The 26,882-nt window shown below is 68.7% G+C and carries 21 protein-coding genes and 4 pseudogenes; 8 read left to right on the top strand and 17 right to left on the bottom strand.

All coding sequences use genetic code 11. The features are described 5' to 3' along the window. Nucleotides 1-6 precede the first annotated feature (6 nt). Nucleotides 7-1,071: an ornithine cyclodeaminase family protein gene (locus tag CG723_RS42305; protein ID WP_234374826.1), complete on the bottom strand. Its 1,065-nt coding sequence runs from the start codon at nt 1,069-1,071 to the stop codon at nt 7-9. A 193-nt stretch (nt 1,072-1,264) separates the two neighbouring features. On the opposite strand from CG723_RS42305, the gene CG723_RS42300 reads away from it, so the two are divergent. The 3 genes from CG723_RS42300 to CG723_RS42290 all read left to right on the top strand — a co-directional run bounded on the left by CG723_RS42300 (nt 1,265) and on the right by CG723_RS42290 (nt 4,423). Continuing rightward, nucleotides 1,265-2,917: a (2,3-dihydroxybenzoyl)adenylate synthase gene (locus CG723_RS42300; protein WP_100598877.1), complete on the top strand. Its 1,653-nt coding sequence runs from the start codon at nt 1,265-1,267 to the stop codon at nt 2,915-2,917. Beyond that, the gene (locus CG723_RS42295) at nt 2,914-4,176 is read left to right on the top strand and encodes a DegT/DnrJ/EryC1/StrS family aminotransferase (protein ID WP_100598876.1); all 1,263 of its coding nucleotides are present in this window, start codon (nt 2,914-2,916) and stop codon (nt 4,174-4,176) included. The genes CG723_RS42300 and CG723_RS42295 overlap by 4 nt, the downstream gene beginning before the upstream one ends. A 61-nt stretch (nt 4,177-4,237) precedes the next feature. Continuing rightward, complete coding sequence (locus CG723_RS42290) at nt 4,238-4,423, top strand: tautomerase family protein (RefSeq protein WP_100598875.1); 186 nt, start codon at nt 4,238-4,240, stop codon at nt 4,421-4,423. Nucleotides 4,424-4,502: 79 nt separating this feature from the next. On the opposite strand, the gene CG723_RS42285 is transcribed toward CG723_RS42290, so the two are convergent. The 4 genes from CG723_RS42285 to CG723_RS42270 form a co-directional block, all read right to left on the bottom strand. Beyond that, complete coding sequence (locus CG723_RS42285; protein WP_100598874.1) at nt 4,503-6,047, bottom strand: DHA2 family efflux MFS transporter permease subunit; 1,545 nt, start codon at nt 6,045-6,047, stop codon at nt 4,503-4,505. Nucleotides 6,048-6,150: 103 nt separating this feature from the next. Beyond that, nucleotides 6,151-6,804, bottom strand: a complete 654-nt coding sequence (locus CG723_RS42280; protein WP_100598873.1) for a ScbR family autoregulator-binding transcription factor — start codon at nt 6,802-6,804, stop codon at nt 6,151-6,153. 12 nt (nt 6,805-6,816) lie between these two features. Beyond that, nucleotides 6,817-8,403: an acyl-CoA carboxylase subunit beta gene (locus CG723_RS42275; RefSeq protein ID WP_100598890.1), complete on the bottom strand. Its 1,587-nt coding sequence runs from the start codon at nt 8,401-8,403 to the stop codon at nt 6,817-6,819. Nucleotides 8,404-8,528: 125 nt separating this feature from the next. Further along, nucleotides 8,529-8,720 carry an acyl-CoA carboxylase epsilon subunit gene (locus CG723_RS42270; protein WP_100598872.1) on the bottom strand — a complete coding sequence of 64 codons (192 nt, stop codon included), beginning with the start codon at nt 8,718-8,720 and terminating at the stop codon, nt 8,529-8,531. A gap of 295 nt (nt 8,721-9,015) precedes the next feature. Here CG723_RS42270 and CG723_RS42265 point away from each other — a divergent pair, with 295 nt between their 5' ends. Beyond that, nucleotides 9,016-10,008 carry a ScbA/BarX family gamma-butyrolactone biosynthesis protein gene (locus CG723_RS42265; RefSeq protein WP_100598871.1) on the top strand — a complete coding sequence of 331 codons (993 nt, stop codon included), beginning with the start codon at nt 9,016-9,018 and terminating at the stop codon, nt 10,006-10,008. A 100-nt stretch (nt 10,009-10,108) separates the two neighbouring features. On the opposite strand, the gene CG723_RS42260 is transcribed toward CG723_RS42265, so the two are convergent. Beyond that, nucleotides 10,109-10,987, bottom strand: coding sequence for an NAD(P)H-binding protein (locus CG723_RS42260; RefSeq protein WP_100598870.1), 879 nt, complete (start codon nt 10,985-10,987; stop codon nt 10,109-10,111). 200 nt (nt 10,988-11,187) lie between these two features. On the opposite strand from CG723_RS42260, the gene CG723_RS48400 reads away from it, so the two are divergent. Continuing rightward, nucleotides 11,188-11,859, top strand: coding sequence for a ScbR family autoregulator-binding transcription factor (locus CG723_RS48400; RefSeq protein ID WP_100598869.1), 672 nt, complete (start codon nt 11,188-11,190; stop codon nt 11,857-11,859). A gap of 95 nt (nt 11,860-11,954) precedes the next feature. Here the strand turns inward: CG723_RS48400 and CG723_RS49085 are convergent. From CG723_RS49085 to CG723_RS42245, 3 genes and pseudogenes are all read right to left on the bottom strand, one after another. After that, nucleotides 11,955-12,179: pseudogene (locus CG723_RS49085) on the bottom strand (aromatic-ring hydroxylase C-terminal domain-containing protein); the annotation flags it as partial. A 218-nt stretch (nt 12,180-12,397) separates the two neighbouring features. Then, nucleotides 12,398-13,306, bottom strand: a pseudogene (locus CG723_RS49080) (FAD-dependent monooxygenase); the annotation flags it as partial. Nucleotides 13,307-13,489: 183 nt separating this feature from the next. Continuing rightward, nucleotides 13,490-13,891 (bottom strand): DUF6009 family protein, encoded by a 402-nt coding sequence (locus CG723_RS42245; RefSeq protein WP_100598868.1) that lies wholly within the window; start codon nt 13,889-13,891, stop codon nt 13,490-13,492. Nucleotides 13,892-13,977: 86 nt separating this feature from the next. On the opposite strand from CG723_RS42245, the pseudogene CG723_RS42240 reads away from it, so the two are divergent. Further along, a pseudogene (locus CG723_RS42240) lies at nt 13,978-14,797 on the top strand (RNA-guided endonuclease TnpB family protein). Between the two features lie 31 nt (nt 14,798-14,828). Here the strand turns inward: CG723_RS42240 and CG723_RS42235 are convergent. Beyond that, nucleotides 14,829-16,334: a DNA primase family protein gene (locus tag CG723_RS42235; RefSeq protein WP_100598867.1), complete on the bottom strand. Its 1,506-nt coding sequence runs from the start codon at nt 16,332-16,334 to the stop codon at nt 14,829-14,831. After that, nucleotides 16,331-17,419 carry a bifunctional DNA primase/polymerase gene (locus tag CG723_RS42230; RefSeq protein WP_100598866.1) on the bottom strand — a complete coding sequence of 363 codons (1,089 nt, stop codon included), beginning with the start codon at nt 17,417-17,419 and terminating at the stop codon, nt 16,331-16,333. Before CG723_RS42230 ends, CG723_RS42235 begins: the two co-directional genes overlap by 4 nt. A 589-nt stretch (nt 17,420-18,008) precedes the next feature. Here CG723_RS42230 and CG723_RS42225 point away from each other — a divergent pair. Then, nucleotides 18,009-18,242, top strand: a complete 234-nt coding sequence (locus CG723_RS42225) for a hypothetical protein (protein WP_199842103.1) — start codon at nt 18,009-18,011, stop codon at nt 18,240-18,242. A gap of 1 nt (nt 18,243) precedes the next feature. Beyond that, nucleotides 18,244-18,621, top strand: a complete 378-nt coding sequence (locus CG723_RS42220; RefSeq protein ID WP_100598865.1) for a toxin Doc — start codon at nt 18,244-18,246, stop codon at nt 18,619-18,621. Nucleotides 18,622-18,683: 62 nt separating this feature from the next. Here CG723_RS42220 and CG723_RS42215 read toward each other — a convergent pair whose 3' ends face one another. The 6 genes and pseudogenes from CG723_RS42215 to CG723_RS49075 form a co-directional block, all read right to left on the bottom strand. After that, entirely contained in the window at nt 18,684-20,741 is a 2,058-nt protein-coding gene (locus CG723_RS42215) for a hypothetical protein (protein ID WP_234374824.1), read from the bottom strand. A 371-nt stretch (nt 20,742-21,112) separates the two neighbouring features. Next, entirely contained in the window at nt 21,113-21,463 is a 351-nt protein-coding gene (locus tag CG723_RS42210) for a hypothetical protein (protein ID WP_234374823.1), read from the bottom strand. Between the two features lie 488 nt (nt 21,464-21,951). Next, complete coding sequence (locus tag CG723_RS42205; protein WP_100598862.1) at nt 21,952-22,386, bottom strand: hypothetical protein; 435 nt, start codon at nt 22,384-22,386, stop codon at nt 21,952-21,954. A gap of 553 nt (nt 22,387-22,939) precedes the next feature. After that, nucleotides 22,940-23,809, bottom strand: a complete 870-nt coding sequence (locus CG723_RS42200) for a ParA family protein (protein WP_234374822.1) — start codon at nt 23,807-23,809, stop codon at nt 22,940-22,942. A gap of 1,817 nt (nt 23,810-25,626) precedes the next feature. Continuing rightward, nucleotides 25,627-25,950: pseudogene (locus CG723_RS47180) on the bottom strand (IS110 family transposase); the annotation flags it as partial. 366 nt (nt 25,951-26,316) lie between these two features. Beyond that, nucleotides 26,317-26,739 carry an RNA-guided endonuclease InsQ/TnpB family protein gene (locus CG723_RS49075; protein ID WP_324907370.1) on the bottom strand — a complete coding sequence of 141 codons (423 nt, stop codon included), beginning with the start codon at nt 26,737-26,739 and terminating at the stop codon, nt 26,317-26,319. Between the last annotated feature and the right edge of the window lie 143 nt (nt 26,740-26,882).

The raw sequence follows: 26,882 nt of genomic DNA, 5'->3' as shown, positions 1-26,882 counted from the left end.
CCCGGTTCAGTGCCGGGCCGGGGAGGCGACGGGGAGCGGCTGCAGCGCATACGGATCGACGGTGTCGGCCGGGTGGTGCTCGATCTGCAGCCGGCTGCCGAGGCCGTGCTCGGCCGCCGCTTCCAGGAAGACCTCCATGGCCAGGGCGTCCTCGAAGGCGAATCCGGTCGAGTCGAAGACGGTCAGCGCGCCGCGGCGCTCGTGAGCCAGGGCGGGCTCGGCGGCGAGGCGGGTCAGGCCGGGCCCCGTCTGGTGCGGTGCGAGCCGCTGGCACTCGCCTTCGCGGTGGGCCTGCTCGGGGTGGTCGGCGGTGACGAAGGCCCGGCGCAGCAGCGAGAGCGGCAGTTCGGTCTTGCCGATGAGGTCGGCGCCGACGGCGTTGATGTGCAGGTGCTCGCGGTGCGGGCCGTCGGGGAGCACCGGACCGCCGCCGGTGGGCACCGAAGTGGCCGTGGTGATGATGTCCGCCTCGGCGGCGATCCGTGCGGGGTCCGCGCACTGAACGGGGATCCCGGTGAACGCGGCGCGGCGCGCGAAGCTGTCGCGGTGCGCCGGATCCGTGTCCCACACCAGGACCCGCTCCAGCGGGAACACGAGGGACAGCGCGTGGAGTTGGGTGACCGCCTGGGCGCCGGCGCCGATCAGGCCGAGGGTGCGGCTGTCGGGGCGGGCGAGCAGCCGGCTCGCGACGGCCGAGGCGGCGCCGGTGCGCAGGGCGGTGAGCAGCACGCCGTCCATCAGGGCGGTGAGGGCGCCGGTGCTGTCGTCGTAGCGGGCGACCGTGCCGATGATGGTGGGCAGCCCGAAGTGCTTGGGGTTGCCGGGGCTGTAGCCGACGGTCTTGAGGGTGATGCTGTCGCCCGGGTCGCGGTGCGGCATCCACTCGAAGATGCCGCGCACCGGCTCCGTACGCTCGAATCCGTCGCGCAGGGGCGACAGTTCGCGCGCGCCGCGGCCGATCTCGGCGAACCCCTCGGCGAGCCGGTCGATGATCCGGCCCATCAGGTCGTCGCGCCCGACGGCGGCCACGATCTCCGCGATGTCGTGCCTGCTCAGGACCCAGGTCTCCATCGGGTGTGCTCCCATTTCTTCGGCCGCTCTCGGCGTGGCTTCCATCAGCCCGTACGTCGGCATCGTGGTCGTCCGTGCTGACGCAGGGCTGATCGCCGCCTGACGCGCCGGGCGGCCGCGGCGCCCGTACATCAGCGGCGCGTCAACGCCCCTGCTCAGACTTGGCCGGACGCGAACGGCGGAAGGATGAGCGATGCTGGACGGATGCGTTCCCTGGCCCGAGGAGCTGGCCTCGCGATATCGCGAGGCCGGGTACTGGCGGGGTGAGACGCTCGGTGCGCTGCTGCGGCGGTGGGCCGACGAGTACGGCGACCGGGAGGCCCTGGTCAGCGCGGACGGGCGGCGCCGCATCACGTACCGCGCCCTGGACGAGTGGTGCGACCGGCTCGCCGCGGGTTTCGCGGCGCGCGGCACAGCCCCCGGCGACCGGGTGCTGGTGCAGCTGCCGAACACCCCCGACTTCGTGGCGGTCTGCTTCGCGCTGTTCCGCCTGGGGGCGCTGCCGGTGTTCGCGCTGCCGGCCTACCGCGACAACGAGATCCGGCACCTGGCCGAGCTGTCCGGCGCGAGCGCGTACATCGTGCCGGACACGTTCAACGGCTTCGACCACCGTGATCTCGCGCGGTCGATGCAGGAACAACTCCCCCAGATCTCCCAGGTGTTCGTCGCGGGTGACCCGGGCGTGCCGCGCGAGGGCTGCACGGCGCTGGCCGACGTGGACGCCGAACCGGTGGACCTCCCCGGGCCGGACGCGTCGGACGTGGCGTTCTTCCTGCTGTCCGGGGGTACCACGGCGCTGCCGAAGCTGATCCCGCGCACCCATGACGACTACGCCTACCAGACACGGATCACCGGCGACATCTGCGGCCTGGACTCCTCAACCGTGTATCTGGCGGTCCTGCCGGTCGAGTTCAACTTCCCTTGGGGCTGCCCCGGCATCATCGGCACGCTGCGGGTCGGCGGCCGCGTCGTCTTCGCCGAGACTCCCCAGCCGCTGGCCTGTTTCCCGCTGATCGAGCGGGAGCGCGTCACGCTCACCTCGGTCATCCCGACGATCGTCCATCTGTGGCTGGCGGCCGTCGAGGAGGGCCACGAGCACGACCTGAGCAGTCTCGATGTCCTCCAGGTGGGCAGCGCCAAGCTGCACGACGAGGTGGCGGCCCGCATCGAGCCGCTCCTCGGCGTCCGCCTCCAGCAGGTCTTCGGCATGGCGGAGGGCCTGCTCACGTTCACGCGCTACGACGATCCGCACGACACGATCCTCACGACGCAGGGCCGTCCGGTCTCCCCGGCCGACGAGATCCGCGTCGTGGACACGGACGGCGCGGACGTGCCCCTCGGCGGCATCGGCGAACTGCTCACCCGGGGCCCGTACACGCTGCGCGGCTACTACCGGGCGCCCGAGCACAACGAGCGGGCCTTCACCGAGGACGGCTTCTACCGCAGCGGCGACCTGGTGCGCCGCACCGCGGGCGGGGAGATCGTGATCGAGGGCCGGGTCAAGGACGTCGTCATCCGCGGTGGCGACAAGGTCTCGGCCACCGAGATCGAGGGCCATCTGACGGCTCACCCGGACGTCCAGCAGGCGGCGGTCGTGGCGATGCCCGATCCGGTGCTCGGCGAGAAGGTCTGCGCGTACGTCATCGCGGCACCGGGCCGTCCCGCGCCGAAGCTGCCGGTGCTGCGCGAACTGCTGCGCTCGCGGGGCCTTGCCTCCTACAAGCTGCCGGACCGCGTCGAGGCCGTCGGCACCTTCCCGCTGACCGGTCTGAACAAGGTCGACAAGAAGGTCCTGCGGGCCCGCATCGCGGACAAGCTGGAGCGGCTCGCCAGGGAGGCGGCATGAGCGCCGTGGCCCTGGGCGGGGGCACCTACCGCGTCCCGTTCGCCCGGCGGGGCAGCGTCCTCGGCGAGGCCGATCTCGCGGCCTTGGCCGAACTCGTGCGTGCCGAGGGTACGTTGACGGCCGGTGTGTGGCGCGACCGGTTCGAGGAACGTTTCCGGGAGCGGATCGGCGCCCGTCACGCGCTGACCGTCACCAGCGGCACGGTCGCCCTGGAACTGGCGACCAGGCTCCTCGACCTGGCCCCGGGCGACGAGGTGATCGCGACCCCGCAGACCTTCCAGGCCACGATCCAGCCCCTGCTGAACCACGACGTGCGGGTCCGCTTCTGCGACGTGGACCCCGACACGCTGAACATGGACCCGGACGTCCTCGAGACCTTGATCACGGACCGCACGCGGGCCGTCTTCCTGGTTCACTACGGCGGCAATCCGGCCGACATGGACCGGATCATGGCGATCGCCCGCCGGCACGGTGCGATCGTGGTCGAGGACAGCGCCCACGGCATCGGCGCCCTCTACAAGGGACGCCACCCGGGCGCCCTGGCCGACATCGGCTGTTTCAGCTTCCACTCCACCAAGAACATCACCACCCTCGGCGAGGGCGGAATGATCACCCTGGCCCGCGACGAGTGGGCCGAGCGGGTGCTGCGCATCCGCGACAACGAGGTGGACGGCGTGTACACGGCGCGCACCGACCTGGCCGGCGAACCTCCCGCTCTGCTGCCGTGGATGAAGTTCGCCGACGCCGTGTACGGGCGCACGGCGGTCGGTATCCGCGGTGCGGGCACCAACGCCACGATGTCCGAGGCGGCGGCCGCCGTCGGCGTGGTGCAACTGGACTCGCTGGACCGCTTCGTGGAGCGGCGCAGGTGGATCGCGGGCCGCCTCGACGAGGCCCTCTCGGCGTTCCCGGGCGTACGTCTGCACCGCGCGACGGCGGACAGCCGGCATGCCTACCACCTGTACACGTTCTTCCTGACCGACGGACGCGAGGTGCGCGAGCACTTCGTGCGCGCGGTCGACCTGCTCGGCGTGGAGGTCCAGCTGCGGTACTTCCCGCTCCATCTGTCCCCGGAGTGGCGACTGCGCGGACACGGCGCGGGCGAGTGCCCGAACGCCGAACGCGTGTGGTTCGAGGAGCACATGAACCTGCCCTGCCATCCGGGCCTGACGGACGATCAGGTCGATCACCTGGTGACGTCCGTGACCCAGGCGCTGCACGAGGCGTACGAGAAGGCGAGCCTGGCCCGCATCGCGTGACCGCGTGCGCACGCCCCCGAGAAGACCTCCGAGCGAAGCCGATCGAAGCGAAGGACCGGACATGCCCTACATCGACGTCAAGATCTACGACCGCCGGCTCACCCCGGAGTCGGAGCGCGCCCTGATCGAACGGCTCACGCAGGCCACGGTGGACGTCTTCGGCGAGGACATCCGCGCGCAGACCTGGATCACCCTGACGGGGATCCCCGCGGAGCGCTGGGGCATCGCGGGGACACCGGGCTCCTAGCCGGACACTCCGGCCACCCGCACGCGGCAGGGCCCCGGAGCACGATCTGCTCCGGGGCCCTGTCGTCGCTGTACGGCGGCTACCCGGCGGCCGGGGCCTCGACCGGGTCGGCGGGCGCCGTGGCGGCCGCCGCGGACCGGTCGGCCAGGTGCAGCAGGCATCCGGCGAGGAGTCCGCCGGCGAACACCGCTGCGGCGCCGATCAGTTGGCTGGTGCTCACCGCGTCGCCGAAGGCGTCGTGCACCTGCTTGATCACCTGCGGGTCATCCCCGGCGTCCGTGAGGGCCGCGGCCAGCGACCCCGAGGCGCCGACGCCGACCGGGAGCAGGGCCGCGAACCGCGACCCCAGGATCGCGCCGAGTACCGCGACCCCGAGACCTCCGCCGAACTCGGTCAGCGTGCCCTGCACGCCCGCTCCCACGCCCGCCTTGGCGGGCGGGATGGCCGACATGATCGAGATGGCCATCGCGGGCATGGCCAGGGCGATGCCGCAGCCCATCACGACGAGGCCGACCAGCATCCCCCCGTAGCCCGCATCGGAGCCGGAGCCGAGCAGCGCCACCGCGGCGAGGCCCACCGCCAGGAGTGACATCCCGAGCGCGATCGACCGCGCCGCGCCGAGCTTGGCGAGCAGCTTGGCGCCGATCCCCGCGAGGTTGAGGGCGACGATCGTCAGGGCGAGCGGCGCGGTGCGCAGTCCGGCCTGCAGGGCGTCGTAGCCGAGCACCAGCTGGAGGTGCTGGGTCAGCAGGAACAGCGACCCGGCCATGCCGAGCGCCACGAGCAGTCCGCCCGCGATCGCCCCGTTGAAGCGGCGGCTGCGGAAGAAGCTCATGTCCAGCATGGGGTGGGAGACGCGCAACTCCCAGCGCACGAAGGCGAACAGGGCGAGAACGCCCACCACCGCGGGCACCAGCACGCGGGGCGACGCCCAGCCGTACTGGGGCCCGGAGATGATCGCGTACACCACGCCCACCATGCCGAGCGTGGACAGGACGGCGCCGAGGAAGTCGGGCCGCTCGCCCTGCGGGTTCTTGGTCTCCGGGATGAGCCGGGCGGCGGCCAGCAGGCCGAACAGCGCGACGGGGATGTTGATCAGGAAGATCGAGCCCCACCAGAAGTGGTCGAGGAGGGCTCCGCCGATCAGCGGCCCGGCCGCGAAGCCCAGCGAGCTGACCGCGCCCCACAGGCCGATGGCCCGCGGGCGCTCCTCGTCGTCGAAGACCTGCATGATCACCGCGAGGGTGGTGGTGGCGAGCAGTGCGCCGCCGATGCCCATTCCGGCCCGGGCGGCGATGAGCTGCCCGGAACTCTGCGCGAGCGCCGCCGCGGTGGAACCGAGGCCGAACAGGACGAGACCGGTGAGCAGCATCAGTTTGCGGCCGTACCGGTCGGCGAAACTGCCTGCGGTGAGCAGGAGTCCGGACTGTACGAGGGCGTAGGCGTTGACCATCCACTGGACGTCGGCCGTGCTCGCGCCCAAGTCCTCGGTGAGTACGGGGATGGCGACGTTGAGAACGGTGTTGTCGAGCAGGACGACGAGCTGGGCCAGGCAGATCACCCCCAGGATGACCCAGCGCCTCGGGTCGCGTTCCGCCGATACTTCCGGCTGGGTGCTGTGCAAGGAAATTCCTCCTGGGGGGTGGGGCCCGACGGTTGGGCACGGGCCCGGAGTTGTCGGTTGCGAACCGGGGATCGGGCCCCCGGTGTACTGGGCCGGCAGGGCGTCAGGACCTCAGACCCGCCGCTCGGGCGGCGCCGGCGTCGTCCCTGCCCTCCGCCCTGAGGCGCCCGAGCGTCGACGGCGAGGCGAGCCGTGGCAGCAGCAGCTGCCAGAACTGGGTGAGCGTGCGGTACGAGAGCCAGGTGGAGTCCTGCGACCCCAGCACCTCGAAGCCCACGGTCGCCGCCACGACGGCGATCACCGCGTCGTGCGGTGCCACCTCCTCGGCCAGACCGCCCTCGCCCTCGGCGCGCTCGAGCGTCCCCTCGACCCACTTCCTCCACTGGAGCCTCAGGTTCCGCTCGCTCGTCGCGTAGGCGTTGTCACCGCACAGGGCGAAGCCGGCGCGCAGGACCTCGTCGTCGCGGAGCCTGCGCGCCAGGTCGTGCGTGGCGTCCACCAACGACTGCAGGGCCGTGCCCGGTTCGCCCTCGCCGCGCAGCGTGATGAGGCCGAGCCGCCTCGCGGCGGCTTCCTCGACGGCCCCCGCAAGGGCGGCCTTGCTGTCGAAGTGGAAGTGCAGCGCCCCGTTGCTCACGCCTGCTCGCCTGCTGATCACGGTGAGCGACGAGACGCTGAAGCCCTCGCCGTCGAATGCCGCGGCGGCGGATTTGATCAGCGCCTCTCGCGTACGCAGCGCGCGTTCCTGTTTGACCATCAAGGTGCTCCGTTACTGCGGCGGGTTGCCGTGCTTGCGGGAGGGCAGGTCGGCGTGCTTGCTACGCAGCATGGCCAAGGACCTGACCAGGACTTCTCTGGTGGAAGCGGGGTCGATGACGTCGTCGACCAGGCCCCGCTCGGCCGCGTAGTACGGGTGCATGAGCTCGGCCTTGTACTCCTTGACCATGCGGGTGCGCATGGCCTCGGGGTCCTCGGCCTCGGCGATCTGACGGCGGAAGATGACGTTGGCGGCGCCCTCGGCGCCCATCACGGCGATCTCGTTGGTGGGCCAGGCGTAGGTGAGGTCGGCACCGATCGACTGCGAGTCCATGACGATGTAGGCACCTCCGTACGCCTTGCGCAGGATGAGGGAGATCCGGGGCACGGTGGCGTTGCAGTACGCGTACAGGAGCTTGGCGCCGTGCCGGATGATCCCGCCGTGCTCCTGGTCGACACCGGGCAGGAACCCGGGAACGTCGAGGAGAGTCACGATGGGGATGTTGAAGGCGTCGCACATCTGCACGAAACGTGCGGCCTTCTCCGATGCCTGGATGTCCAGGACGCCTGCGAGGGACGAGGGCTGGTTGGCGACGATGCCGACGACCTGACCGTCCAGACGGGCCAGCGCGCAGATGATGTTGCGGGCCCAGCGCTCGTGGATCTCGAGGTAGTCGCCGTCGTCGACGAGCTCCTCGATGACCTTGGCCATGTCGTACGGGCGGTTGCCGTCCGCCGGAACCAGATCGAGCAGGACATCGCCGCGACGGTCCGCCGGATCGGTACAGGCGAGACGGGGCGGGTTCTCGCGGTTGTTGGAGGGGAGCATCGAGACGAGGTAGCGGACCTCGGCGATGCAGGTCTCCTCGTCGTCGTACGCGAAGTGGCACACGCCCGAGGTTTCGGCGTGCACGTCCGCACCGCCCAGGCCGTTCTGGGTGATCTCCTCACCGGTGACCGCCTTGACGACGTCCGGTCCGGTGATGAACATCTGCGAGGTCTCACGGACCATGAACACGAAGTCGGTCAGGGCCGGACTGTAGGCCGCGCCACCCGCGCACGGGCCGAGCATCACGCTGATCTGCGGGATGACCCCGGACGCCTTGGTGTTGCGCTGGAAGATGCCGCCGTAACCGGCGAGAGCGGAGACACCCTCCTGGATACGGGCACCCGCACCGTCGTTGAGCGAGACCAGCGGGGCACCCGCCGCGATGGCCATGTCCATGATCTTGTGGATCTTCGTGGCGTGGGCCTCACCCAGAGCGCCACCGAAAATACGGAAGTCGTGCGCGTAGACGAAGACCGTGCGGCCCTCGACCGTGCCCCAGCCGGTGATGACACCGTCCGTGTACGGCTTCTTGGCCTCCAGGCCAAAACCCGTCGCCCGGTGCCGGCGCAGCTGCTCGACCTCGTTGAACGATCCCGCGTCGAGCAGCAGCTCGATCCGCTCACGCGCGGTCAGCTTGCCCTTCGCGTGCTGGGCCTCGGTCGCCTTGTCACTGGGCCCCCGCAACGCCTGCTCACGAATCGCGTGCAACTCGGCCACACGTCCACGCGCGTCGCTGGGCCCCGCCTCGGTCGGTGCAAGGGCAGTCGTCATCGCCATGTCAGTCCCCTCCTGGGACAAGGCCGCGGAGGTCCCACCCCGGGTCCGTGCAGCACACATTAACAAACCGCGTACGCGGTTTTAAGGTGGGAACTCGAGGATTGCTACAGGCCGGGCATCTACCGCCAGCTTCCGGGCGGCACAAAGTCCCCGGGCCTCCTCCACCAGGAGGAGGCAACGACCGCCTCGAGTTCGTCGTCCGGCTTCTCACGCGCCCGGTGCAGCGCGAGCAACACAGCTGTCAGGGCTGCGAGTTCGGCATCGTCCGCCCGCCCCCGCTCGACACGGAGTACGGCTTCACCCCTGCTCATCGGTCACCCTCCTTCCGCAGTCCGTGGAAGAACGGTCGACCGGGGCACTCGAGAGTCACTTTGGCTTCGCTTGAGATGCGGCCGCCCCTGGGTACACCACCCGGCCGTCACCGCAAGAGCCGCACGTCAGACGCCAGTCGAGGAAAATCGACAGCTCCCGTCCGCCCGATTCGGAGCAGATCACTCCATATCCCGAGCCTCAGGAGTTCGCGGATCCCTGGAAATTAAACCGGATGGTATGTATCTTTCTCGCTCAGTGAGACACACCCGGTTTCGTATCCGCGCAGGGGGAAGCATGTCCGTGATCACGTTCCGCACCGAACACGCGTCGATCGACACAGCTGTCGCACCGCCCCTCGGCACAGCGCCTCACCGCGGCGACATCAGCCGCTTCCCCTCCCTGACCACCACGGTGCCCAAGGAGCTCGTGCACCGCGCCGGCGTCGCCGAAGTGCTGCTCACCGACTGGGCGCGGCTGGACGACACGCACTTCGTCGCGTCCGCCCAGTGGCCGCGCGGGCACAGCTTCTTCACCAATGTGGACGGCTGCCACGATCCGCTCATCGCGGCCGAGACGATCCGCCAGGTCGGCGCTCTCCTGTCGCACGCGGAGTTCGGTGTTCCCCTCGGCCACCACTTCCTCATGTGGGACCTCTCGGTCTCGGTGCGACCGGAGCACATAGCGGTCGACGGGACACCGGCCGCACTGGACATGGAGATCGTCTGCAGTGAGGTCAAGCAGCGTTGCGGCAAGCTGACGGGCTTCCACTACGACGTCACGATCCGCCGTGACGGCCACATCGCCGCGACCGGGAGCGCCGGCCTCACCTGCACCACCCCCAAGGTCTACGAGCGACTGCGCGCCGAGCGCCTGAACAGTGGCCGCCGCCCGCTCCCCCTGACCAGCCCGACGGCGCCGCAGAACGTCGGCCGCACCTCCCCCATGGACGTCGTGCTGTCACCCACGGGAGAGCCGGACAGCTGGCAGCTCAGGGTGGACACCCGCCACCCTGTGCTCTTCGAGCACCCGGGCGACCATGTGCCGGGCATGGTGCTGATCGAAGCCGCCCGCCAGGCCACGGCCGCGGCCCTGGGGCGCTCATCCCTGCCCCTCGACGTCACCAGTGAATTCAAGCGCTACACCGAACTGGACACACCCTGCCTGATCGAGGCGCGCCGTCTGCCGAGGACGAGCACGGACAGCACGGAGTCCGTGGTCGTGACCGGGCACCAGGAGGGCGAGCTCGTGTTCTGGTCCACCGTCACCGTGGCAGCGAGCCCGGCCTGATACCGCACAGCGAGCCGCCGCGCGGTATCCCCGGCGATGTTCCGGCACTCCCCGGGGATGCCGAACCCGCTCCGTGTCAGGCGCCTCCCCCGTACCTCGCTCAGCCCGGCACCCGCGGGCGGCCCGCGGCCAAGTCCGGGGTGAACGCGGCAAGATGGTCCCGGGCCCAGGCGTCGAAGGTCCCCGCCCGACGCCCGGTGACCGCGCGAACCGTGTCATCCACACCGGCCTTGGCCCCGCCGCGCTGGCGTTCCGCGCTCTCCAGCAGGGCTTGGACCACCGGCGCCGGCCAGCGCTTGGCCAGGCCGTCACGCGCCTCGTCGGGAGTCAGTTCCTCGAAGCGCAGCGGGATACCGAGCAGCCGGCCGAGCTGATCCGTCTGCTCGGCCGCTGTGATCGCCTCGGGCCCGGTGAGGGTGTAGGCCTTGCCGGCGTGCCCCTCCTCGGTCAGGACACGCACCGCGACCTCCGCGATGTCCCGGGGATCCACACAGGCGTTGGCCGAGGTCCCGTGGAGCGTCCGTACGACGCGCTCGGAGCGGATGGACGGCACCCAGGACAGGGAGTTGGACATGAACGCGCGCGGCCGCAGCAGGGTCCACTCCATGCCGGAGGCGCGCAGCAGCTCCTCGTTGGCACGCTGCCACCGCGTGATGAGGTCGTCGGCGTCCGGGTCGAGCACGGCCGCCGCGGAGAGTTTCACCAGACGCCGCACTCCAGCCTTGGACGCGGCACGGACAAACCGGGCGTCGTCGTCACCGGCGATGCGGTTGGTGACGAGAAAGGCCGTCCCCACACCCGCCAGAGCGCGGGCCAGCGACTGCGGATCGCCGTGATCCGCAGCGACCGTCTCCACGGTCACGGGCATGCCCGTGACCCTCGCGGGATCCCTCGTCATGAGCCGAACGCGCAGGCCGGAGGGGAACCGCCGGACCAACTCCCGGCCCACCGTCCCGGTCGCCCCGGTCACGAGGATCACCGGGCCCTCCCCGCCCTCTCTCCGCTGCGAGCCCACAGCCCTCGATCCGCTCACCGCAAGCGCCTCCTTATTCGTGACCGTTTCATGTGGATTCCGATTCCTGTACGGCGGAAGGTTCGCGCGAAGCGCCGTCCGAAGTAAGATACAAACTGGACGGTTTTTTTATTGGGTCTCCGGGCTCATGATCGGAGGAGGCCACCATGGCGCAACAGGATCGAGCCATTCGCACACGGCAGACGCTGCTCTCGGCGGCGGCAAAGGTCTTCGAGGAACGCGGCTACCAGTCCGCGACCATCAGCGAGATCCTCACCACGGCCGGCGTCACCAAGGGAGCCCTGTACTTCCACTTCCCCTCGAAGGAACACCTGGCAGAGGGAGTCCTTCAGGAGCAGGGCCAGCAGCTGCCCATTCCCGATCGCGCCAGCAAGATCCAGCAGCTCGTCGACACGGTGATGGTGTACGCCTACCGCCTGCAGACCGACCCGATGGTCCAGGCAGGTGTCCGGCTGACGCTCGACCAGCAGGCCCACGGGCTCGACCGCACCGCCCCCTTCACACAATGGGGCGAGATCATCCAGACGCTGCTGGACAAGGCCCAGAGCCAGGGCGAGCTGCTGCCCCATGTCGTATCGGCCGAGACCGCCGAGGTCCTGGTGGGCTCCTTCGCCGGAGTACAGGCCATGTCCCAGGCCATGCGTGACCACCAGGATCTGCTGTTCAGGGCCTCCGCCCTGCTGCGCCATGTGCTGCCCAGCGTTGTACTGTCCTCCGTACTCACCTCCGTGGACCTCAGCGAGAGCCGTGGCGCGAAGGTCTTCGCCGAACTGCAGGCGCTGGAGGCCGAGCAGGCCCCGCCGACCAGCGCTGGCTGAGCGCTGGTACACGCCCCCCTCCCGGTCGCCCGGCCCGGCCCCAGGTACGCCGTCAGGGCCGAAGCCAGCTCGTCGCCGTCCGGGGCCCATGCGATGCAACCGTCGGGCCGTACGAGCAGCGCATCGCAGGAGATCTCGGGCGCCGGGGCGGCATGGACGACACGCAGCGACCCGGACCAGCCCCGGACCTGCTCCGCATACCGGCTGCCCCGCTCCCCGAGAAGCAGCAACACCGGCCGCCCCCGCGGAGCAGCCCGATCACATCGGTCGGCCCCTCCCCCGTGGTCAGCGGCACATTGCGCAGAAACCTTCCTTCCCAAGCGGAGGAATGCCCGGTGCGGCAGGGCAGCACCGTGTCCTGGGCGCTGATCATCGCGCCGAGCCTGCTGTTCTCCGCTCCCCTGGACAGCAGATCGCCGAACAGCTCCCGCAGCGGGTCGAGTTCGGCTCCCGGCCGCATCAGGGCGAGCTGAGCCCGCGTGTTGTCGACGACCCGCTGCGCGGCGGGTCTGCGCTCCTGGTCGTAGGTGTCGAGCAGCCCCTCCCCCGCGTCACCGCGCACCGTGAGCGCCAGCTTCCAGCCGAGATTGACGGCGTCGAACAGCCCCGTGCTCAGCCCTTGGCCACCGATCGGGAAGTGCACGTGCGCCGCGTCGCCCGCCAGCAGGATGCGTCCGGCGCGGTAGGTACGGGCGATCCGGGAGAAGTCGCTGAACCTGCTCAGCCACCGCGGTTCGCTCATCGCGATGTCACGCCCGGCGATCCGGCCGACCTCGCAGCGCAGCTCGTCGAGGGTGGGCGGCCGGTACCGGTCGCTGTGCTCCCGTTGGCAGTTGAGCGTCCGCAGGTGGACCCCGCCGTCCGGGTCCGCCTTGGCGACGATCCAGCCGCGTCGGGTGCGGTGCCAGCCCGGGCGCAGCTCGTCCGGCCGCTGGAGGCGGACCCGACCCATCATCGCGGACACGGTCGCCGGATACACCCGGCAGCCGATGCCCGCGAGTTCGCGCACCGTGCTGCGCGCACCGTCCGCCCCCACCACGTACTGGGCCCGCCAGCTCCAGCACTCCTGCGGCCCCCGGGCGGTGATGCGGACCGCGTCGTGCTCCTGCTGGACGTCCGTCACCGACACGCCCCGCAGGATCCGCGCGCCGGCGGTACGGGCCCGCTCTTCGAAGCGCCGCTCGAGTTCGGCCTGCGGGCACTTGAGTACGGGCTCCGGCTCCCCGGCCGGAGCAGAGATCGCCAGACCGAGAATCCCCGCGAAATGGAAGGGACTCGTGGCGGCCCCGCCGACGGATATCAGACCCGCGAGGTGTCCGCGCCGGACCAGGGACTGCACCGTCCGGGCGTGCAGCGTGGTCGCCTCGGGGCGCAGGGACACATCGGTACGGGACTCCAGGACCAGAACGCGCACCCCGTGCGCCGCCGGCTCGGCGGCCAGGCACATGCCGACCGGCCCCCCGCCGACTATCGCCACTTGCACATGCATACGACTCGCCACCCGTTCCCCCTACGGTAGGTGCCCTGCAGTCATGCCCTCGGCGGAGAAATATACCGGGCGGACGGTTCTTTGCAATGTCCGTGCGGCGCTTCGGAGGCTCTCGAACCGGAAACGGAGGGGCCTGTGGCGCTACAACGGCAGCGTGATTCCCAGCGCCCGCATGGCCGAGGACGGCGGTCCGCCCTCCGAGCGCTCGGTCTTACGGCCCTTGTCACCGGGCCCGAGCGTGCACGGGTCCACGGCCTCGGCCGGGGCACCCTTGGCGTACAGGCCCTCGGGCTCGCTGTCCCGGTCGTGCGGCAGCAGCCAGAAGACTCGACGGCGGAACGTGCCCGAGGAGCGCGACGGCTTGGCCTGCGTGCCGAGGACCGCGTAGCCGACCATGCGGCCGTCCCGGTGGTAGGCGGGCCTGCCACGCCGGGTGGGCAGCCGGTCCAGGCTCTGGCGTACGTAGTCCAGGGTGTCGATGTCCTCGAGCCAGACAAGATCGGTCTCGTGCGCGATCTCGTACTCGGTGATGAGGGCGCTCATCGCATACCTCCGTGGATACTCCGCCCTGCAGGGCGGAGGGGAAACGCAGGATTGATGTTTACGTGATCCCGTTCCAGTTTCTGAGCATGGCCGGGAGTCACGTGGAGCGGGCGTTCAAGTACCGTTTCTATCCGACCGATGCGCAGCCGGCCGAGCTGTCGCGCGCGTTCGGATGCGTGCGCAAGGTCTACAACATGGCCCTGGCGGCTCGTACCGAAGCCTGGGTGCGGCAGCGGATCAACTGCAACCGGACGTCCGCGCTGCTCACCGAGTGGAAGAAGACCGAGGAGCTCGACTACCTCACAGAGGTGTCCTCGGTGCCGCTCCAGCAGACGCTGCGGCACTTGCAGACGGCATTCGCGCACTCCTTCACCAAGCGCGCCAGGTACCCGCGGTTCAAGTCGCGGAAGAAATCGCGGAAGTCCGCCGAGTACACCACCTCGGGATTCCGCTACCGGGACTGTGCGCTCACTCTCGCCAAGATGGCAGAACCCCTCGTGCGTGAGAACCAAACGCTCGTCATCGAGGACCTCACCGTCCGGAACATGGTCAAGAACCACACCCTGGCGCGCGCGATCAGTGACGCGTCGTGGTCGCAGTTCCGGAGCATGCTGGAGTACAAGGCGGCCTGGTACGGGCGGGAAGTGGTCGCGGTCGACCGCTTCTTCCCCTCCTCCGAACTGTGCTCCACCTGCGGCACACTCACCGAACGCATGCCGCTCAACGTCCGCGAGTGGACGTGCACAAGCTGCGGCACGTCCCACGACCGGGACGTCAACGCGGCACGCAACCTTCTGGCCGTCGGGCTGACGGCATCGGCCTGTGGAGCTGGTGTAAGACCTCAACGGAAAACTCCGGGCGGGGCAATCGGCAGTGAAGCAGGAAACCTCACGGCGCAAGCCGTAGGAACCCTCTCCCTTCGGGGAGACGGGGGAAGTCAAGCTCTCTCCTCGTCGGCCAGTGCCGTCAGTCCGATGCCCGGGTAGTACTTCCGCTGGTTGGAGAGGATCATCGCCTTGGGCGATGCCAGTCCCAGCACTTCGCGGACCCGGGCCGCGAAGGCGCGTGACGAGATGGGCGGGGCTCCCTCATTCTGGCACCACGTCTTATAGGCCGTGTACAGCCACGCTTGTTCGGCCCTGAGTTCGGTGTCCAGACGGCAGGACTCGCTCAAAAAGCGCCCGGTGTGGTCCTCGGTCTCCGCGTACGCGGAGGTGGCGATGCGGACGCGCTCGGGCCCGGTGAGGTCCCGCTCGCCGCCGAGATAGCGACGGGCGCCCTCGATCAGCCAGTTGAGGATGCCGGGGCCCTCCTCCGTGACGAGGAGGTCGGCGAGGTTGTCGATCTTCCGGTGGTCGGGCACGACGCGCTCGAACGGGATGAGACGCATCCGCCGCCAGAACGCGAAGCCACCCGAGCCGACTTCGGGCCGGTGATTGCCCAGCAGCCATAGTTTGTGGGTCGGTTGGAAGCTGAAGAAGTCCTGGCGCATGCGGCGCGCCTTGATCCGGTCCCCGCCCGTGAGCAGCTTGACCCGCGCCTCGTCGAACCGGTCTCCGGGCTTGACCTCGCTGCACACGATGACGCGGCGGCCGTGGAGTTCGGCCAGGTCGGTGGGGTGGCCCTCGTAGGGGCGGGCCATGAGGAAGCCGGGCGGGGCGGCATCGGCGTAGTCACCGATGAGTTTCATCAGTACGTCGAGCAGCACCGACTTGCCGTTCTTGCCGGAGCCGAAGAGGAACGGCATGACCTGCCCTCCGACGTCTCCGGTGAGGGAGTAGCCCAGCAGCAGATGCAGGAAGTCGATCATCTCCGCGCCCTCGGGATCCGCACCGAAGGTGTCCCTGAGGAAGCGGTCCCAGCGCGGCGTCGGCATCGCCAGCGGGGCCGCCGTGGTGGAGCGCGAGTGGAAGTCCTTGTCGGGGTCGGCGCGGTGGATCGTCCCGGTCCGCAGGTCGACGACGCCGGACGGGGTGCACAGAGCGTACGGATCGGCGTCCAGCCGGGCGGCGTTGAGGACCATGCCGGGCGCGGACTTGGCCTGGGTGAGCATCGCGTTCATGCCACTGGTGCTCAGCGCGCGGCGACGGTGCTGCTGCAGCGCCTGCGGAGCGAACACACCGCGCGGGTCGCCGGTGGCCAGCGACTCGGCGAGATCACCCGCGGCCCACAGCACGGTGTCGTCCTCGTCGACCTGCCAGCGTGTGCCGTCCCAGCGGAACCAGCCAAGACCCGGCACATGCCGGTAGTCACGCGCGTAGAGACGGACGAAGAGCTTGGCGTTGCCGCGGTCGCTGAGGGTGTCGGGCAGCAGTCCTTGAGCGGTGGCGACGACGCCCTCTCCCTGTTCATCGCGGGGCGGGAGGACCGGATGGGCGAGGATCTGCGAGGCCACGGCCTGGGCATCGAAGTCGAACAGAGTGTCGTTGTTGCGTGCGCTCACTTTCGGCCCCCCGGATGCAGCGGGTGCAGCTGACCCGCGCGCAGCCCGCTGCGGATGATGGACGCGCAGCGCCTTTCCTGTCCGCCGCGCGCCAGCGCCGCGGCCTCGGTCAGGGACCGCTCGGCCTCGTCCGCGTCGAGGTGCCCGGCGGCGACGAGCCCTCCCGCGATGTAGGCGGCGCGGTTCAACTTCTCGGAGAACGCGGCCCCTTCGGGTACGGCGGCACAGGCGCTCACGTCGGCGAGCGAGGCCCGGAGCACCCGGCTCGCCGTGGTCCGCCCGCCGCCCGCCGCGATGACGGCCTGCCGCGCGCGCGGGACGACCGGCCGGGGCGCGGGCGGCCGCGGCAGATGCCCGGTACGGTCCAGCTCGCGGGCGAGCCAGGCGGGCAGCGGCGCGGGTTCGCGCACGGGGCCCATCGCTGTGTACGGGCCGGCGTCGGTGACGGTGCCCGGGGCGACGATGTAGCCGCCGTGCGCCCGGACGTCGACCTGCCAGGCCAGGGCGCGGCCGCCGCCGGACCCGGTGGAGCACTGATACCGCCGGCCCGGCTGGGCCCGGTACCACACGTGCAGGCCGCCGGAAGGGGTACGTACGCGCATCGTGGATGTGTCCTGCGCCGGGCTCGTCGCGCCGCGCAGGGCGGCCAGGACACCGAGCGTGTGAAAGCCGTTCGCGAGGCCGGTCAGATCGACCTGCTCCGCGATGGGGATTCCGGGCAACAGGCGTCCTCTGTCCGGGAGTTGTCGCTCATGTGCATCGATGTCGATGACGACCAGGCCCGCCGGACCGCAGGAGATCCCCACGCCAAGACGCGAGTTGGCGCCCCACCACCGGTTGATCCGGGCGGCATCGAGCGTGGCGGCGCGGAATCCGTGACACCAGCGGCCCTCGACCATGCAGCCGCATCCTTCGTAACTGTGCCCGGGCGCACGGCAGTCCGCGCAGCTTCCCGCAGGCGTCTTGCGGCCCGGCGACAGCGGATGAACGGGCCAGCCACGACCGGCGAACCAGTGGGCTGTCGCCAGCGCACGGCGCGCCTGCCCCCCTGAGTCGCTGTCCGGAACCAGCAGTTCAAACGCCATGTGCACCCCCATGCAGCGACTGAAGCGACCGAAGCCGCTGAGACAGATTAGCGAAGCGGGAGATACGCAAGAGACCAGTGGGGAAACAAAGATCGGCAAAGGATCGCTCGGCCGAAGCGACCGTCGTCATCACGCAGCGACCGGCAGATGTGTGTCCAGCTTCCGAAGCCGCCTCTCAAAAGTGCAGTTCAGAGGGGGTACAGCAGAACCAACAGCGACTGAAGCGACTCAAGCCTTCTATATATGACGCACACGCACACCCACCACACAGGAAGGCGCCGTCATATATGCGCACGTTCAGTCGCTTGGGTCGCTGATTCGCCGGACTACCGGCTCTGACCTGCAATTTCGTCCGAGCGACCGACAGTGACCCAAGCCCTGCCCCGTAGCTGACGCCCGGCCGCCGGCCCGCACCGGACAGCGACCGGCATCCACCGCGCCGGGTCCAGCGACTCAAGCGACTCTGCAGCGAACATGCACTCACGCGACCCGGCCCGGACGGCAATGTCCTTGTCTGAGTCGCTTCGGTCGCTTGAATCGCTGCCCCCGCTCTGCCGCGCGGCAGGTACCAATTAGGTACCATGGCGGTATGCCGTCTCTCAATGTGTCCTTCACCGACGAAGAAATGGAAGCCGTACGCGCGGGTGCCGCCGCCGAGGGCAAGAGCCTCAAGGAGTACCTGCACGACCTCGGCGTACGCGAGCTGCAGCGCAAGCAGTTCGTCGCCGGCGCCTCCGCCTGGGCCGACAGGCTGCGCTCCGAGTTCGACGAGGCGTTCCCCGACGAGGCCCCGTCGCCCGGCTCCCCGGCAGCGGCCGCCTGACATGATCTTGTACGTGGATGTGGCGTGGCTCCTGGACGTCCAGGAGTTCGCCGTCGGGCGCCAGGACATGAGCGTGTCCGACTACTCGGCGCTCGTGGCGGCCGTGGCCCGCCACAAAACCAGGATGCCCACCCTCGAGGAGTCCGACCCGGACAACGCCTGGCGGGCAGCAGCCCTCCTGCACACCATCGCCCGCCTTGAACCGCTCCCCCACCACAACAGCCTGTACGCGGCGTTCGTCGCCGCCCAGTACATGGACCAGTCCGGCGAGACCATCGACCCGCCCTACGGCGCCCTCTCCGACCTCGTACACAAGATCCGCGACACGCGGCTCGACGTCTACACCGTCGCCGACCACCTGCGCACCTGGAAGATCTGAAGGCGCCCCGGAAGCCGAGATGCCGCACCAGGCCAGGTCGACGTCCGGTACCTCACCGTCGCTCACGCCTGCCCCCAGGCCGTGTAGCCGAGGTCCAGGTGCCCGAGGCCGGACAGGCACCGCACCTGCGACACGAACGACCTGGTGAACAGGCGCTGCGCCGACGTCTCGCCGTAGCGGTCGATGTGGTCGAACACCACCTGATGGTCATGAGCTGCGCGATCGCGCCAGTCCAGAACCTGCTCCCGGGTCAAGTCCTCGAGAACCAGCTCATGGTCGGCTGCGACCGGAGCCGGGCGCGGCGCAGGCACCACGACCAGGGCCACAGGCGCGACCGGAACGGCGTTGACAGGCCGGTGTACCGCAGCTTCGGTACGGGCCTGTGCTGCAGCCGCCTGCCGGGCACGGACCTGCTCCCACTCCCGCTCGCGTGCCCATGCCCTGGCCACGACGGTCTCGTGCAGCTGCTGCTCAGCGGCTGTCCGGCGCTCGGCCTCGGACGCTGAAGGCATCGCGGCATCCACGGCGGCCGCGACCGCCCGGCGCTGCGCACGGCGGTCGACTCTGCGGTCCTCGCAGCGCGGACAGTCCCGGCCGGAGTCGAGCAGGGCGCCGTCGTCGCACCGCACGTCGCCGCACTCCTGCCGCTGCGGCAGGCCCCGGCCGATGAGCCAGCCCACGGGATCCGTGATCGGCCCGCCGAGGCGCAACTGATCCTCCAGCCGCCTGGCGAGCCGGTCAGCGAGGATCTGCGGGGCGTCGGCGGGACCGGCGAAGCCCACGACCCGGGCCAGCTCCGTGCGGGCCTTGGCCTCCACCAGGCGACGGGCGGCCGGACGCTCCAGCCGCCCCCAGACCAGCCGGACCGGAGCCAGGACGGCCCGCAGATCCTGTGAAGGCAGGGCCGCCCTCCCCTGCTGCTGCCTGCTCCGGCCCTGGCCGTATGTGGCCCGCACGCTTGCGCCGGTCACCGGGCCGAGGCCGACCTTCCCGCTTTCGACGACCGGGGATTTCTTCGGCTGTTCCCCGCGCAGCGGGCCACCTTCGGTGTCGACCGGCGTGAGCCGGGCAACAGCGTCGCTGTGGTCGGGCCTGTCCTCGCGCGTGCACGCGCGGTCCGGCAGATCACCGTTCCCACCACGGCCTTCGCCGGAAAAGCCACCAGAGAGCGCAAGAGAACCACCAAGCGTCACCACAGAAGCGTGGAGAGCGTGGTGCTGTGCAGTTGCAGCGAGGTCTGCCGATCCCGAGTTTCCACCCTGCCCAGGTTCTTCCACGCCAGTAGCCACAAGGGACTTGACCGTCCCGCCGGACTCAAGATCTCCGGATGCACTAACGGCGTGCTCTGAAAACACTGCACCGGCCGCCCGGCGGGCCTCCCGCACGGCGAGGCCGTGAGCCCCCGCCACCGCCACCAGGCGCACCCGCGACTTCGCGTGCAGACCCGAACCGGTCTTCTGCCGCACCACGTCCGCGACGCCGTACTCCTGGAGCCGCTTGAGCACTTTCGCCCCAGCCGCCGCCGTGCAGCCCAGAAGCCGGCCGACCGTAGCCGCCGGACGCCCCCGCCCGCCGTCCACCGCCCCGGGGCACAGCCTCAGCCAGCCGGCCGAACCCGTCGTCAGCACCATCAGCAGCAGCCCGAGCCGGTCCGTCGCCGCACCCCGGCCCGTACGGCCCGCGAGCAACCCGGCAGGCACCGGATCTTTGCCCTTCGGCGCCCACCCCGGACCGAACAACACCTCGCACAGCCGCAGCAGCACCGAGAGCTCCGAGCGGGACAACGCCAGCGCGTGCCGCCGATCGCCGGCCTTCTGCGCCCGGTACACCGGCACCACCCAGCACTTCAGGCCCGTCGCGTGCCCTAAGGCGTTGGTCGCCACGTTCGAGGCGAGCATGCCGGAGCGACGAAGCTCGGGCAGCACGGTGTGCGCGACAGTTGACTGGGATACGCCCAGCCACCGACCCAGCTCCGAGGCCCAGATCGATGTCCGGTACCCGTCTCGGAACTGGGCTTTCGCCGTGAGCACGACGGCCGCGAGGCGGGCGCCGTCCGATGCTTCCCGCAGCGTGGGGTCCGCCACCAGCGCGCGAACCGCCTCCAGCAGGCGGTTGCGCATTGTCTTCGTCAGCTGGAGCGGGTTGCTCAACTCGTATCGAGTGATTTGTGACGTCTTGGGGTGGTTTTCAGGGCCTGTTTGAGGCAGCACTGAACCAGCCCATGCATGGGTAGCTATAATCTGCTCCGGTAGGAGAAAGGTGAGTTGGCAAACCCTCATCGCGACTCGACGGCCCGGCCAAGGACACATGACGAGTTCGGTGAGGCGATATTCAGCTGGAAGTGTCTAGCTGGCTGTCATCTCCTTCTACTGACGCGCGCGGCCTGGGAATTCAGATCCCAGGCCGCTACGCGTTGGTGGGCCGTGGTGGGTTGTGCCGGTCTGGAGCGATGGCGCGAGGAGCTTGGCGACTGCTCGCGCGTACCACTCCCCTAGGCCGCGGTTGCTGCCTTGGTGCTGGAGCGACGGCGGCGAGTCTTGAGTGAAGCCATGGCGTCGGGAAGTTCTGCCACCCACAGCCCGACGGGGATGCGGATGGCGACCCGGCCCTCAAGCTGTTCCAGGTCGAAGGCCGCCCGCTCACCGGGTGTTGTGACCAGATGAACGGAATCCTCCAGAACCCACAGGACGGTCTGGGGCGTGGTCTTGGAGTCGGAGACCGCCTGGCGGGCGGCTTCGACTGCGGACGACTGCCACAACTCGAGGTCCTGGCGGGCACTGCGTGGCCGGCGCGTCCCGGGCCAGACGATCTGAGAGACGAACGCGTACACGCGAAGGGCCACCACCGAGTCCTCGAAGTGAGGCTCATGGAGGACCCCTTGGTCGCGAGCTTTCCAAGCCCAGGACTCACTGAGGCCTGCTGCTGTGGCAACGGCACTGGTGCTGAGTTGGCCATGGTTCAGCGACATCGCTGGACTCTCCTGACAAGTCTGTTGATCGTGATCACAGCCTAGCGCAAACAAGGCACGCGAATCTGGCGTCACTAGAGACCCGGCGTGTCGCCCTTGGCGCAAGTCCCAGCCAGTAGTGGGGTTTTGAGCGGATATCAGCTCAGGCTGCCCCTACCGTCACCCCGTGTGTTCTAGTGACACATGGATCGTGAGATCGCTAGTCCGCACGTTTGCTTGATTGATTGCTCGTCACATCGTTGGTTGCAGCGCTGCAGGCAACGTTGCAACGATCGTTGCTGCCGCAGGTGCTGCCTATGAAAAGGGGGCTGGGGAGAGACGGTTGTCTCTCCCCAGCCCCTTCTTCCCAGGCCACGCCGTGTCTAGTGGCGACGCCGTTCCGGACGCACCAACGGCCCCTCGGACTCAAGCGCATCCAGGTAGAGCTCCACCTGCGCCGAGATCACGAGAGTGCCCTTGCGCCCGAAGTCAGCGGACTGCAATGCGTTGCTGAGCCCGGAGACCCACGCATGAGCCACACTGCCCACACGATACGAAGAAGGCTGTGTCGACTCCGAGTCCCACAGCCGCTCAGTGGCGAAGTCCGTGGCCCGATCGATCCACTGCGGCACGTCTCCCGAGACATGCCGCAAAGCGGCATCCAGGTAGTGGCCAATCGCGAGCTGCCTGTTGCCGCTGCTCATCCGGTCTGCGCTGAGACGCTCCTTGAGGCGGGCGAGGACATCGGGAGCGATGCGAAATCCGTAGGACTTCCACTGGCTGGATCGCATCTTGGCGTCGGCGAAGGACTCATGCACCGCTGCGTGAGCCCAGTCCGTGCTGCGTTCCCCCGGTGCCGGTTGGGAGGAAGCCGCACTCGCCTCCCCCCGAGCCGACTTGTGCACCGTCTTCGCCGACTCCTCCTGTGCTTCTGTGGAGGCTGAGGAGGCAGTCGCCTCCTCAGCCCTCGGCTCGGCCGGTGCGGGAGAGGCAGAGCGAGACGCACCTTTGCTGTTCTGGGAGGAGGCGCGGGTAGGCGAGCGCTGACGCGTTGGCGGCGGGGCAGGCGCCTCGTAGGCAGGCGCCTCATCTTTGGCCGGTGACGCAGAGTCCTCTGCTTCAGGTGCGGGACTTGAGTCCTTGGCCTGCGGTGGAAGACGCAGCCCAGCGGTCTCGGCCGTCGCTGAAGGAACGTCTTCTGGTGCGGGAACAGGGGCAGAAGACGGAGCCGAAGACTGTGTGCTGCCCAGTCCCCCGCCGATGAAGGACCGCGTTGCCACGTCGTCGGCGCCCGAGAGGAGGCCTTGTACGAGAGCGGCACCCGCCGGCTTGAACTGTTTCTTCTTCCTCTGGGCCGGAGCCTGTTGCTCCTCAGTCACCGGAGTCCTCGCTCTCGATGCGTTCCGGTGTCTGCCACTTCTCCGCCGGCAACTGCATGCGCTCCACGATCTGGCCCATCAGCTCGCTGTACATCTTGCCGGGTGTGTGGCTGGCGAAGCGGATGACCGAGGGCACCCCATAGGCGAAGGAGTCGCTGATCCGGTTGTCGAGGCGGATGTCGGTCTGGAAGGGGAAGAGGTCTGCATCCAGCATGCCGTTGCGGATGTTGACTTCCTGGGCCTTCCACCTGGACGGAGGGTTCGACCGGTTGAGTACGGCGCCGAGGTACTGCGGCTCACACTCCCCGCCCGTGCGGTCCTTGACGTACTTGACGGTGCCCCGTGTTGCCGCGGCGCCCTTGAGTGCCGGGTACTCCGGGATGCACACCGTGATCACGAAGTCGGCCGCAGCCAGGGCCGTCGCCGAGAGGGAGGAGACGGCGGGCGGAGTGTCGATGACGACGAAGTCGAACTGATCCTCAATCTCCACCAGCATCCGGCGCAGTATGGGGGTCGACTGGAAGCCCTTTTTATGGATGAGGTCCTGAGCCGACGTCATGGTGGACTCCTCACACGCGAGGAGATGCAAAGTGCCGGCGTCCTCCCACTCTTCGAGCAACTCGCAGCGATCGAACCAGACGCCGGCCAGATCCATGCGCATGCCCTGGAGCCGGGCCTGAAGCACCCAGCCCAGGGAGCGGGCCAGCTGGTCCTCCCCGACCAGGTTCACACCGACTGCCGTTCCGGCCTGGGCCTGAGGGTCCAGGTCCACGATCAGTACCCGGGCGCCGGCGAGGGCCAGGCCAGCCGCCAAGTTGACGGTGGTGCTGGTCTTGCCCACCCCTCCCTTCTGCGTTGCCACGGCGATGACCTTCAACGCGTGCCCACCTCTCTAGCGAGTCGCTTCCTCATACAAGTTCACATCTGTCACCAGGGGAAGAAGGCGAACCTGGAAGGCGCAATGTCCGCTTGAGCAGCCGAGATCGGCAGTTCGTCCGGATTTGCCTACCACTTTCGCCACTGCTTCCTCTAGTGACACAGGGATATCAAGCATGACGATAACAGCACTCACGTCACCCGTGCGGAGTGACGCGCGACTTCGCCTCACTCGGCCCAACTCCCGCTCTCCCAGGCCGATGCTGCGCCATAGGGGCGACGTCCCGGTCTGCATGCCGAACGAGGAGGAGCTCCTGTCACGGTCATGCAAGGAACGGTCGTTGCGATCGATGGCTCGACTGTCTGCTTGCAGGTTGCACACATTGAGCGCATGACTGTTTGTCAGCTCGTACGCAACATGGTTCGCTCGCTCGCCGCATCGCTTGCTGGACTGCTTGCTCCTTGGTTAGCAGGTGCGTAAGAAAGTCAGCTCGCTGGTTCGCTTGACGGTTAGTCAGGGCGATTGCTTGTTCGCACGCAAGATGCATCGCTCGTTTGTTAGATAGATGGACTGATAGCTACATCGATCGCTGGATCGCACGTTGCCTCGATTGATGCATCGCTCGCTGGATCGAAAGTCTCATGGATCGTCAGATCGCTTGCACGATCGAAGGTTCCAGAGAACGAAACATCGTTGGTTGCAGCGTTGCAGACATCGAAATATTTATTGTAGTGCGTAACGATGTAGTACACGCAACATGCAGGCGAGTATCTGAAGTAGTAGATAACGAAGTATTTATCGTTGCACTCAACGGTGCAGTCATTGTTGCAGTGGCAGGACTCCGACGGCTCCTTGACTGGGCGAACATCGTTGCATCTATCGTTGCAGGCGCAGTAGCAGCGCGCAGATGGCAAGGTCTGGGGGCTGCACCGACCGAGACCACCTGGAGCTGCGGATATCCCAGACGCCAAGAGGGCCGGCCTCCCCTTGCGATGAGGGAAGGGCTCCATGGGCGTCGCATGTTGATGGGCTTGTCGATGGGCACGCCCACAACGTCTTCCGGATCAGGAGGTGCGCGCTCATGGCGCCGCCGTCGTGGGGGAACTCTTGCCGTCAGCCTCGTGTCCGTTCGTGTCCCGCTCGGTCAGTTCGTGGGCCCTGGGGTCGGGGACAGTCTCGGGAGTCGTAGCCGTCGGGGATGACGGCATCGCTGTGTGGGCATCGTCGCTCCGGGGCGCAGGCTCAGCACCCTCATCCTTTACCGCGGTAAAGCCGGGGGCCGGCTGAGCTGAGTCGGTCGGTGCAGTCGGTGCAGTCGGCGAGTCGGTCTGCGGATTCTTTACCGCGGTAAAGAACGGGGCCGTCGGCGCCGGCGGGGACAGATCTCTCCTGGGCTCTACCGGATCTGCTGGCGCCAGCTCCTCCTTGGCCCGGCCCGTCGGCTGGGCGAGCCGGTGGTCATGACTGCCGAAGGCGACTACGGGAACCTGCTGATCGGGTTCGATCCCGCGGCCGACCGTGTGGTGCTGCTGGCAGATCCCCTCGCAGTTCAACTGCGGGCTGCTGCGGGCCGGGACTGGCAGATGGTGCCGTCGCGGAGCATGGCGAACGGAACGTCGCCCCTGTGTCCCGCCAGGGAGAGCAGGGTCTGGGTATGGTGTTTGCCTGGGTGATCTACATGCTGCAGTCCAGAACGCCGTGAACATCGTTCTCTCCGTGGCCCGGCAGTACGGTGTCCACCCCCGGGAAGTCGGGGCACTGAGCGCGGCGAACGCGGCCAGGTAGAACGGCCGTTTCAGCTGAATGGTGCGGGCAGCGTCGGCGTCGGAGATGACGAAGGTGTCGGCGGCGTCGTTCTGGCCCCGCTGGGGAAGAGGTCGGCGATCCGGCACATCGTCATGCCGGGGAGGTAGGCGACGCGGCAGTCAGCGTCCCGGGCTACCGCCAGGATCAGGGCTCCGATGGAGGCGGACTGGTCGACCACGACCAGGACCGTGCCGTGCTCGGCGGTGAGCTTGTCCATCACGGCACGCAGCTTGGGTTCGCTGTTCGGCAGTCGCTTGATGAAGACCTTCTTGCCGCCTGGGATACCGCAGTTCCCTAGTGCTCGCCCTTGCCGATGCCAGATCGAGGAAGACGTCCACACCACCGGTGCCGATCACGCTGAACCTTCGGCGAAGTCGTGTTGCCCCGGCCACGTTGGCGTGGCACTGGTCGCCGGCATCCACGTTACGAAGAGCCTTCCAGCGAGCTGGTGGTCCTGCGTCCACAAGCGGCTACTGGTGCCTCCGGCCCCGGTGACATCACCCCCGGAGCATCCGAACTGCAAGGGGAGCAGTCATGTCGGACGGGAGGCCGGGAGCCCATTTGCGGAGCCGCAAAAGATGGTCTCGAGGGCATCGACCGAGACCACGTCAACTACCGGGTCGTGAAGGACCGGGCTTGCTGCTCGTGTCATCACTGGCTGTGATGGGTTCGGCTGCGTCCGGTTCTCACGTGAGGAGGGTGAGTTCGGGGGCCGCTGGCTGGGCCCCGCAGACCCACACGTACCACCCGCGGTGGGCGATGTTGTGGGACGCGTTGTGGTCCGCGTGCTCAACGAAGCCGCAGACCCGGCACGAGAAGACGGCCTGGGAGGGCCGGTTTCCGCGTGCGGTGTGATGGCATTGCGAGCATTGCTGGCTGGTGTAGGCCGGATCGACGTAGATCACCGGTACTCCGGCCCGCTTCGCCTTGTAGGCGATGAACGAGCCGAGCTGGGCAAACGGCCAGGAGTGGAGCGTGGCGCGTTGGGGCTTTCTCAGCCGTGCCCGCTCGCGGATACCCGTGAGTGTCTCCAGGGCGATCCCGCGAGCGGTGCTCCCCCAAGCTCTCGGCTGCGCTCGAGCAGGGAGGTGCCCCCCTGCCTCCGCCACGATCCGCTTCGAAATCTTGTGGTTGATGTCCGGTTCCGCCGGGCTTCCTTGCCCGCATGCTTCTTCGCCCGCCTTCTGGCGGACTTGGTGTTCTTCTTCTGCAGCTTGGACCGCAGCCTGCGGTCCTGTTCCCGCTTGTGGTT

It is taken from the genome of Streptomyces sp. CB01635, from assembly GCF_002803065.1.
Lineage (GTDB): Bacteria > Actinomycetota > Actinomycetes > Streptomycetales > Streptomycetaceae > Streptomyces.
The sequence above is the reverse complement of the archived record's forward strand: the minus strand, read 5'-3'. Positions and strand labels throughout refer to the sequence as shown.

Excerpts from the sequence above, each read along its gene's own strand:
- CG723_RS42290 (WP_100598875.1), top strand. The coding sequence starts at position 4,238 with ATGCCCTACATCGACGTCAAGATCTACGACCGCCGGCTCACCCCGGAG.
- CG723_RS42230 (WP_100598866.1), bottom strand. The coding sequence starts at position 17,419 with ATGGCGTTTGAACTGCTGGTTCCGGACAGCGACTCAGGGGGGCAGGCG.
- CG723_RS48400 (WP_100598869.1), top strand. The coding sequence starts at position 11,188 with ATGGCGCAACAGGATCGAGCCATTCGCACACGGCAGACGCTGCTCTCG.
- CG723_RS42225 (WP_199842103.1), top strand. The coding sequence starts at position 18,009 with ATGCCGTCTCTCAATGTGTCCTTCACCGACGAAGAAATGGAAGCCGTA.
- CG723_RS42295 (WP_100598876.1), top strand. The coding sequence starts at position 2,914 with ATGAGCGCCGTGGCCCTGGGCGGGGGCACCTACCGCGTCCCGTTCGCC.
- CG723_RS42300 (WP_100598877.1), top strand. The coding sequence starts at position 1,265 with ATGCTGGACGGATGCGTTCCCTGGCCCGAGGAGCTGGCCTCGCGATAT.
- CG723_RS42220 (WP_100598865.1), top strand. The coding sequence starts at position 18,244 with ATGATCTTGTACGTGGATGTGGCGTGGCTCCTGGACGTCCAGGAGTTC.
- CG723_RS42305 (WP_234374826.1), bottom strand. The coding sequence starts at position 1,071 with ATGGAGACCTGGGTCCTGAGCAGGCACGACATCGCGGAGATCGTGGCC.
- CG723_RS42280 (WP_100598873.1), bottom strand. The coding sequence starts at position 6,804 with ATGGTCAAACAGGAACGCGCGCTGCGTACGCGAGAGGCGCTGATCAAA.
- CG723_RS42275 (WP_100598890.1), bottom strand. The coding sequence starts at position 8,403 with ATGACGACTGCCCTTGCACCGACCGAGGCGGGGCCCAGCGACGCGCGT.
- CG723_RS42265 (WP_100598871.1), top strand. The coding sequence starts at position 9,016 with ATGTCCGTGATCACGTTCCGCACCGAACACGCGTCGATCGACACAGCT.
- CG723_RS42270 (WP_100598872.1), bottom strand. The coding sequence starts at position 8,720 with ATGAGCAGGGGTGAAGCCGTACTCCGTGTCGAGCGGGGGCGGGCGGAC.
- CG723_RS42215 (WP_234374824.1), bottom strand. The coding sequence starts at position 20,741 with ATGCGCAACCGCCTGCTGGAGGCGGTTCGCGCGCTGGTGGCGGACCCC.
- CG723_RS42245 (WP_100598868.1), bottom strand. The coding sequence starts at position 13,891 with ATGAGCGCCCTCATCACCGAGTACGAGATCGCGCACGAGACCGATCTT.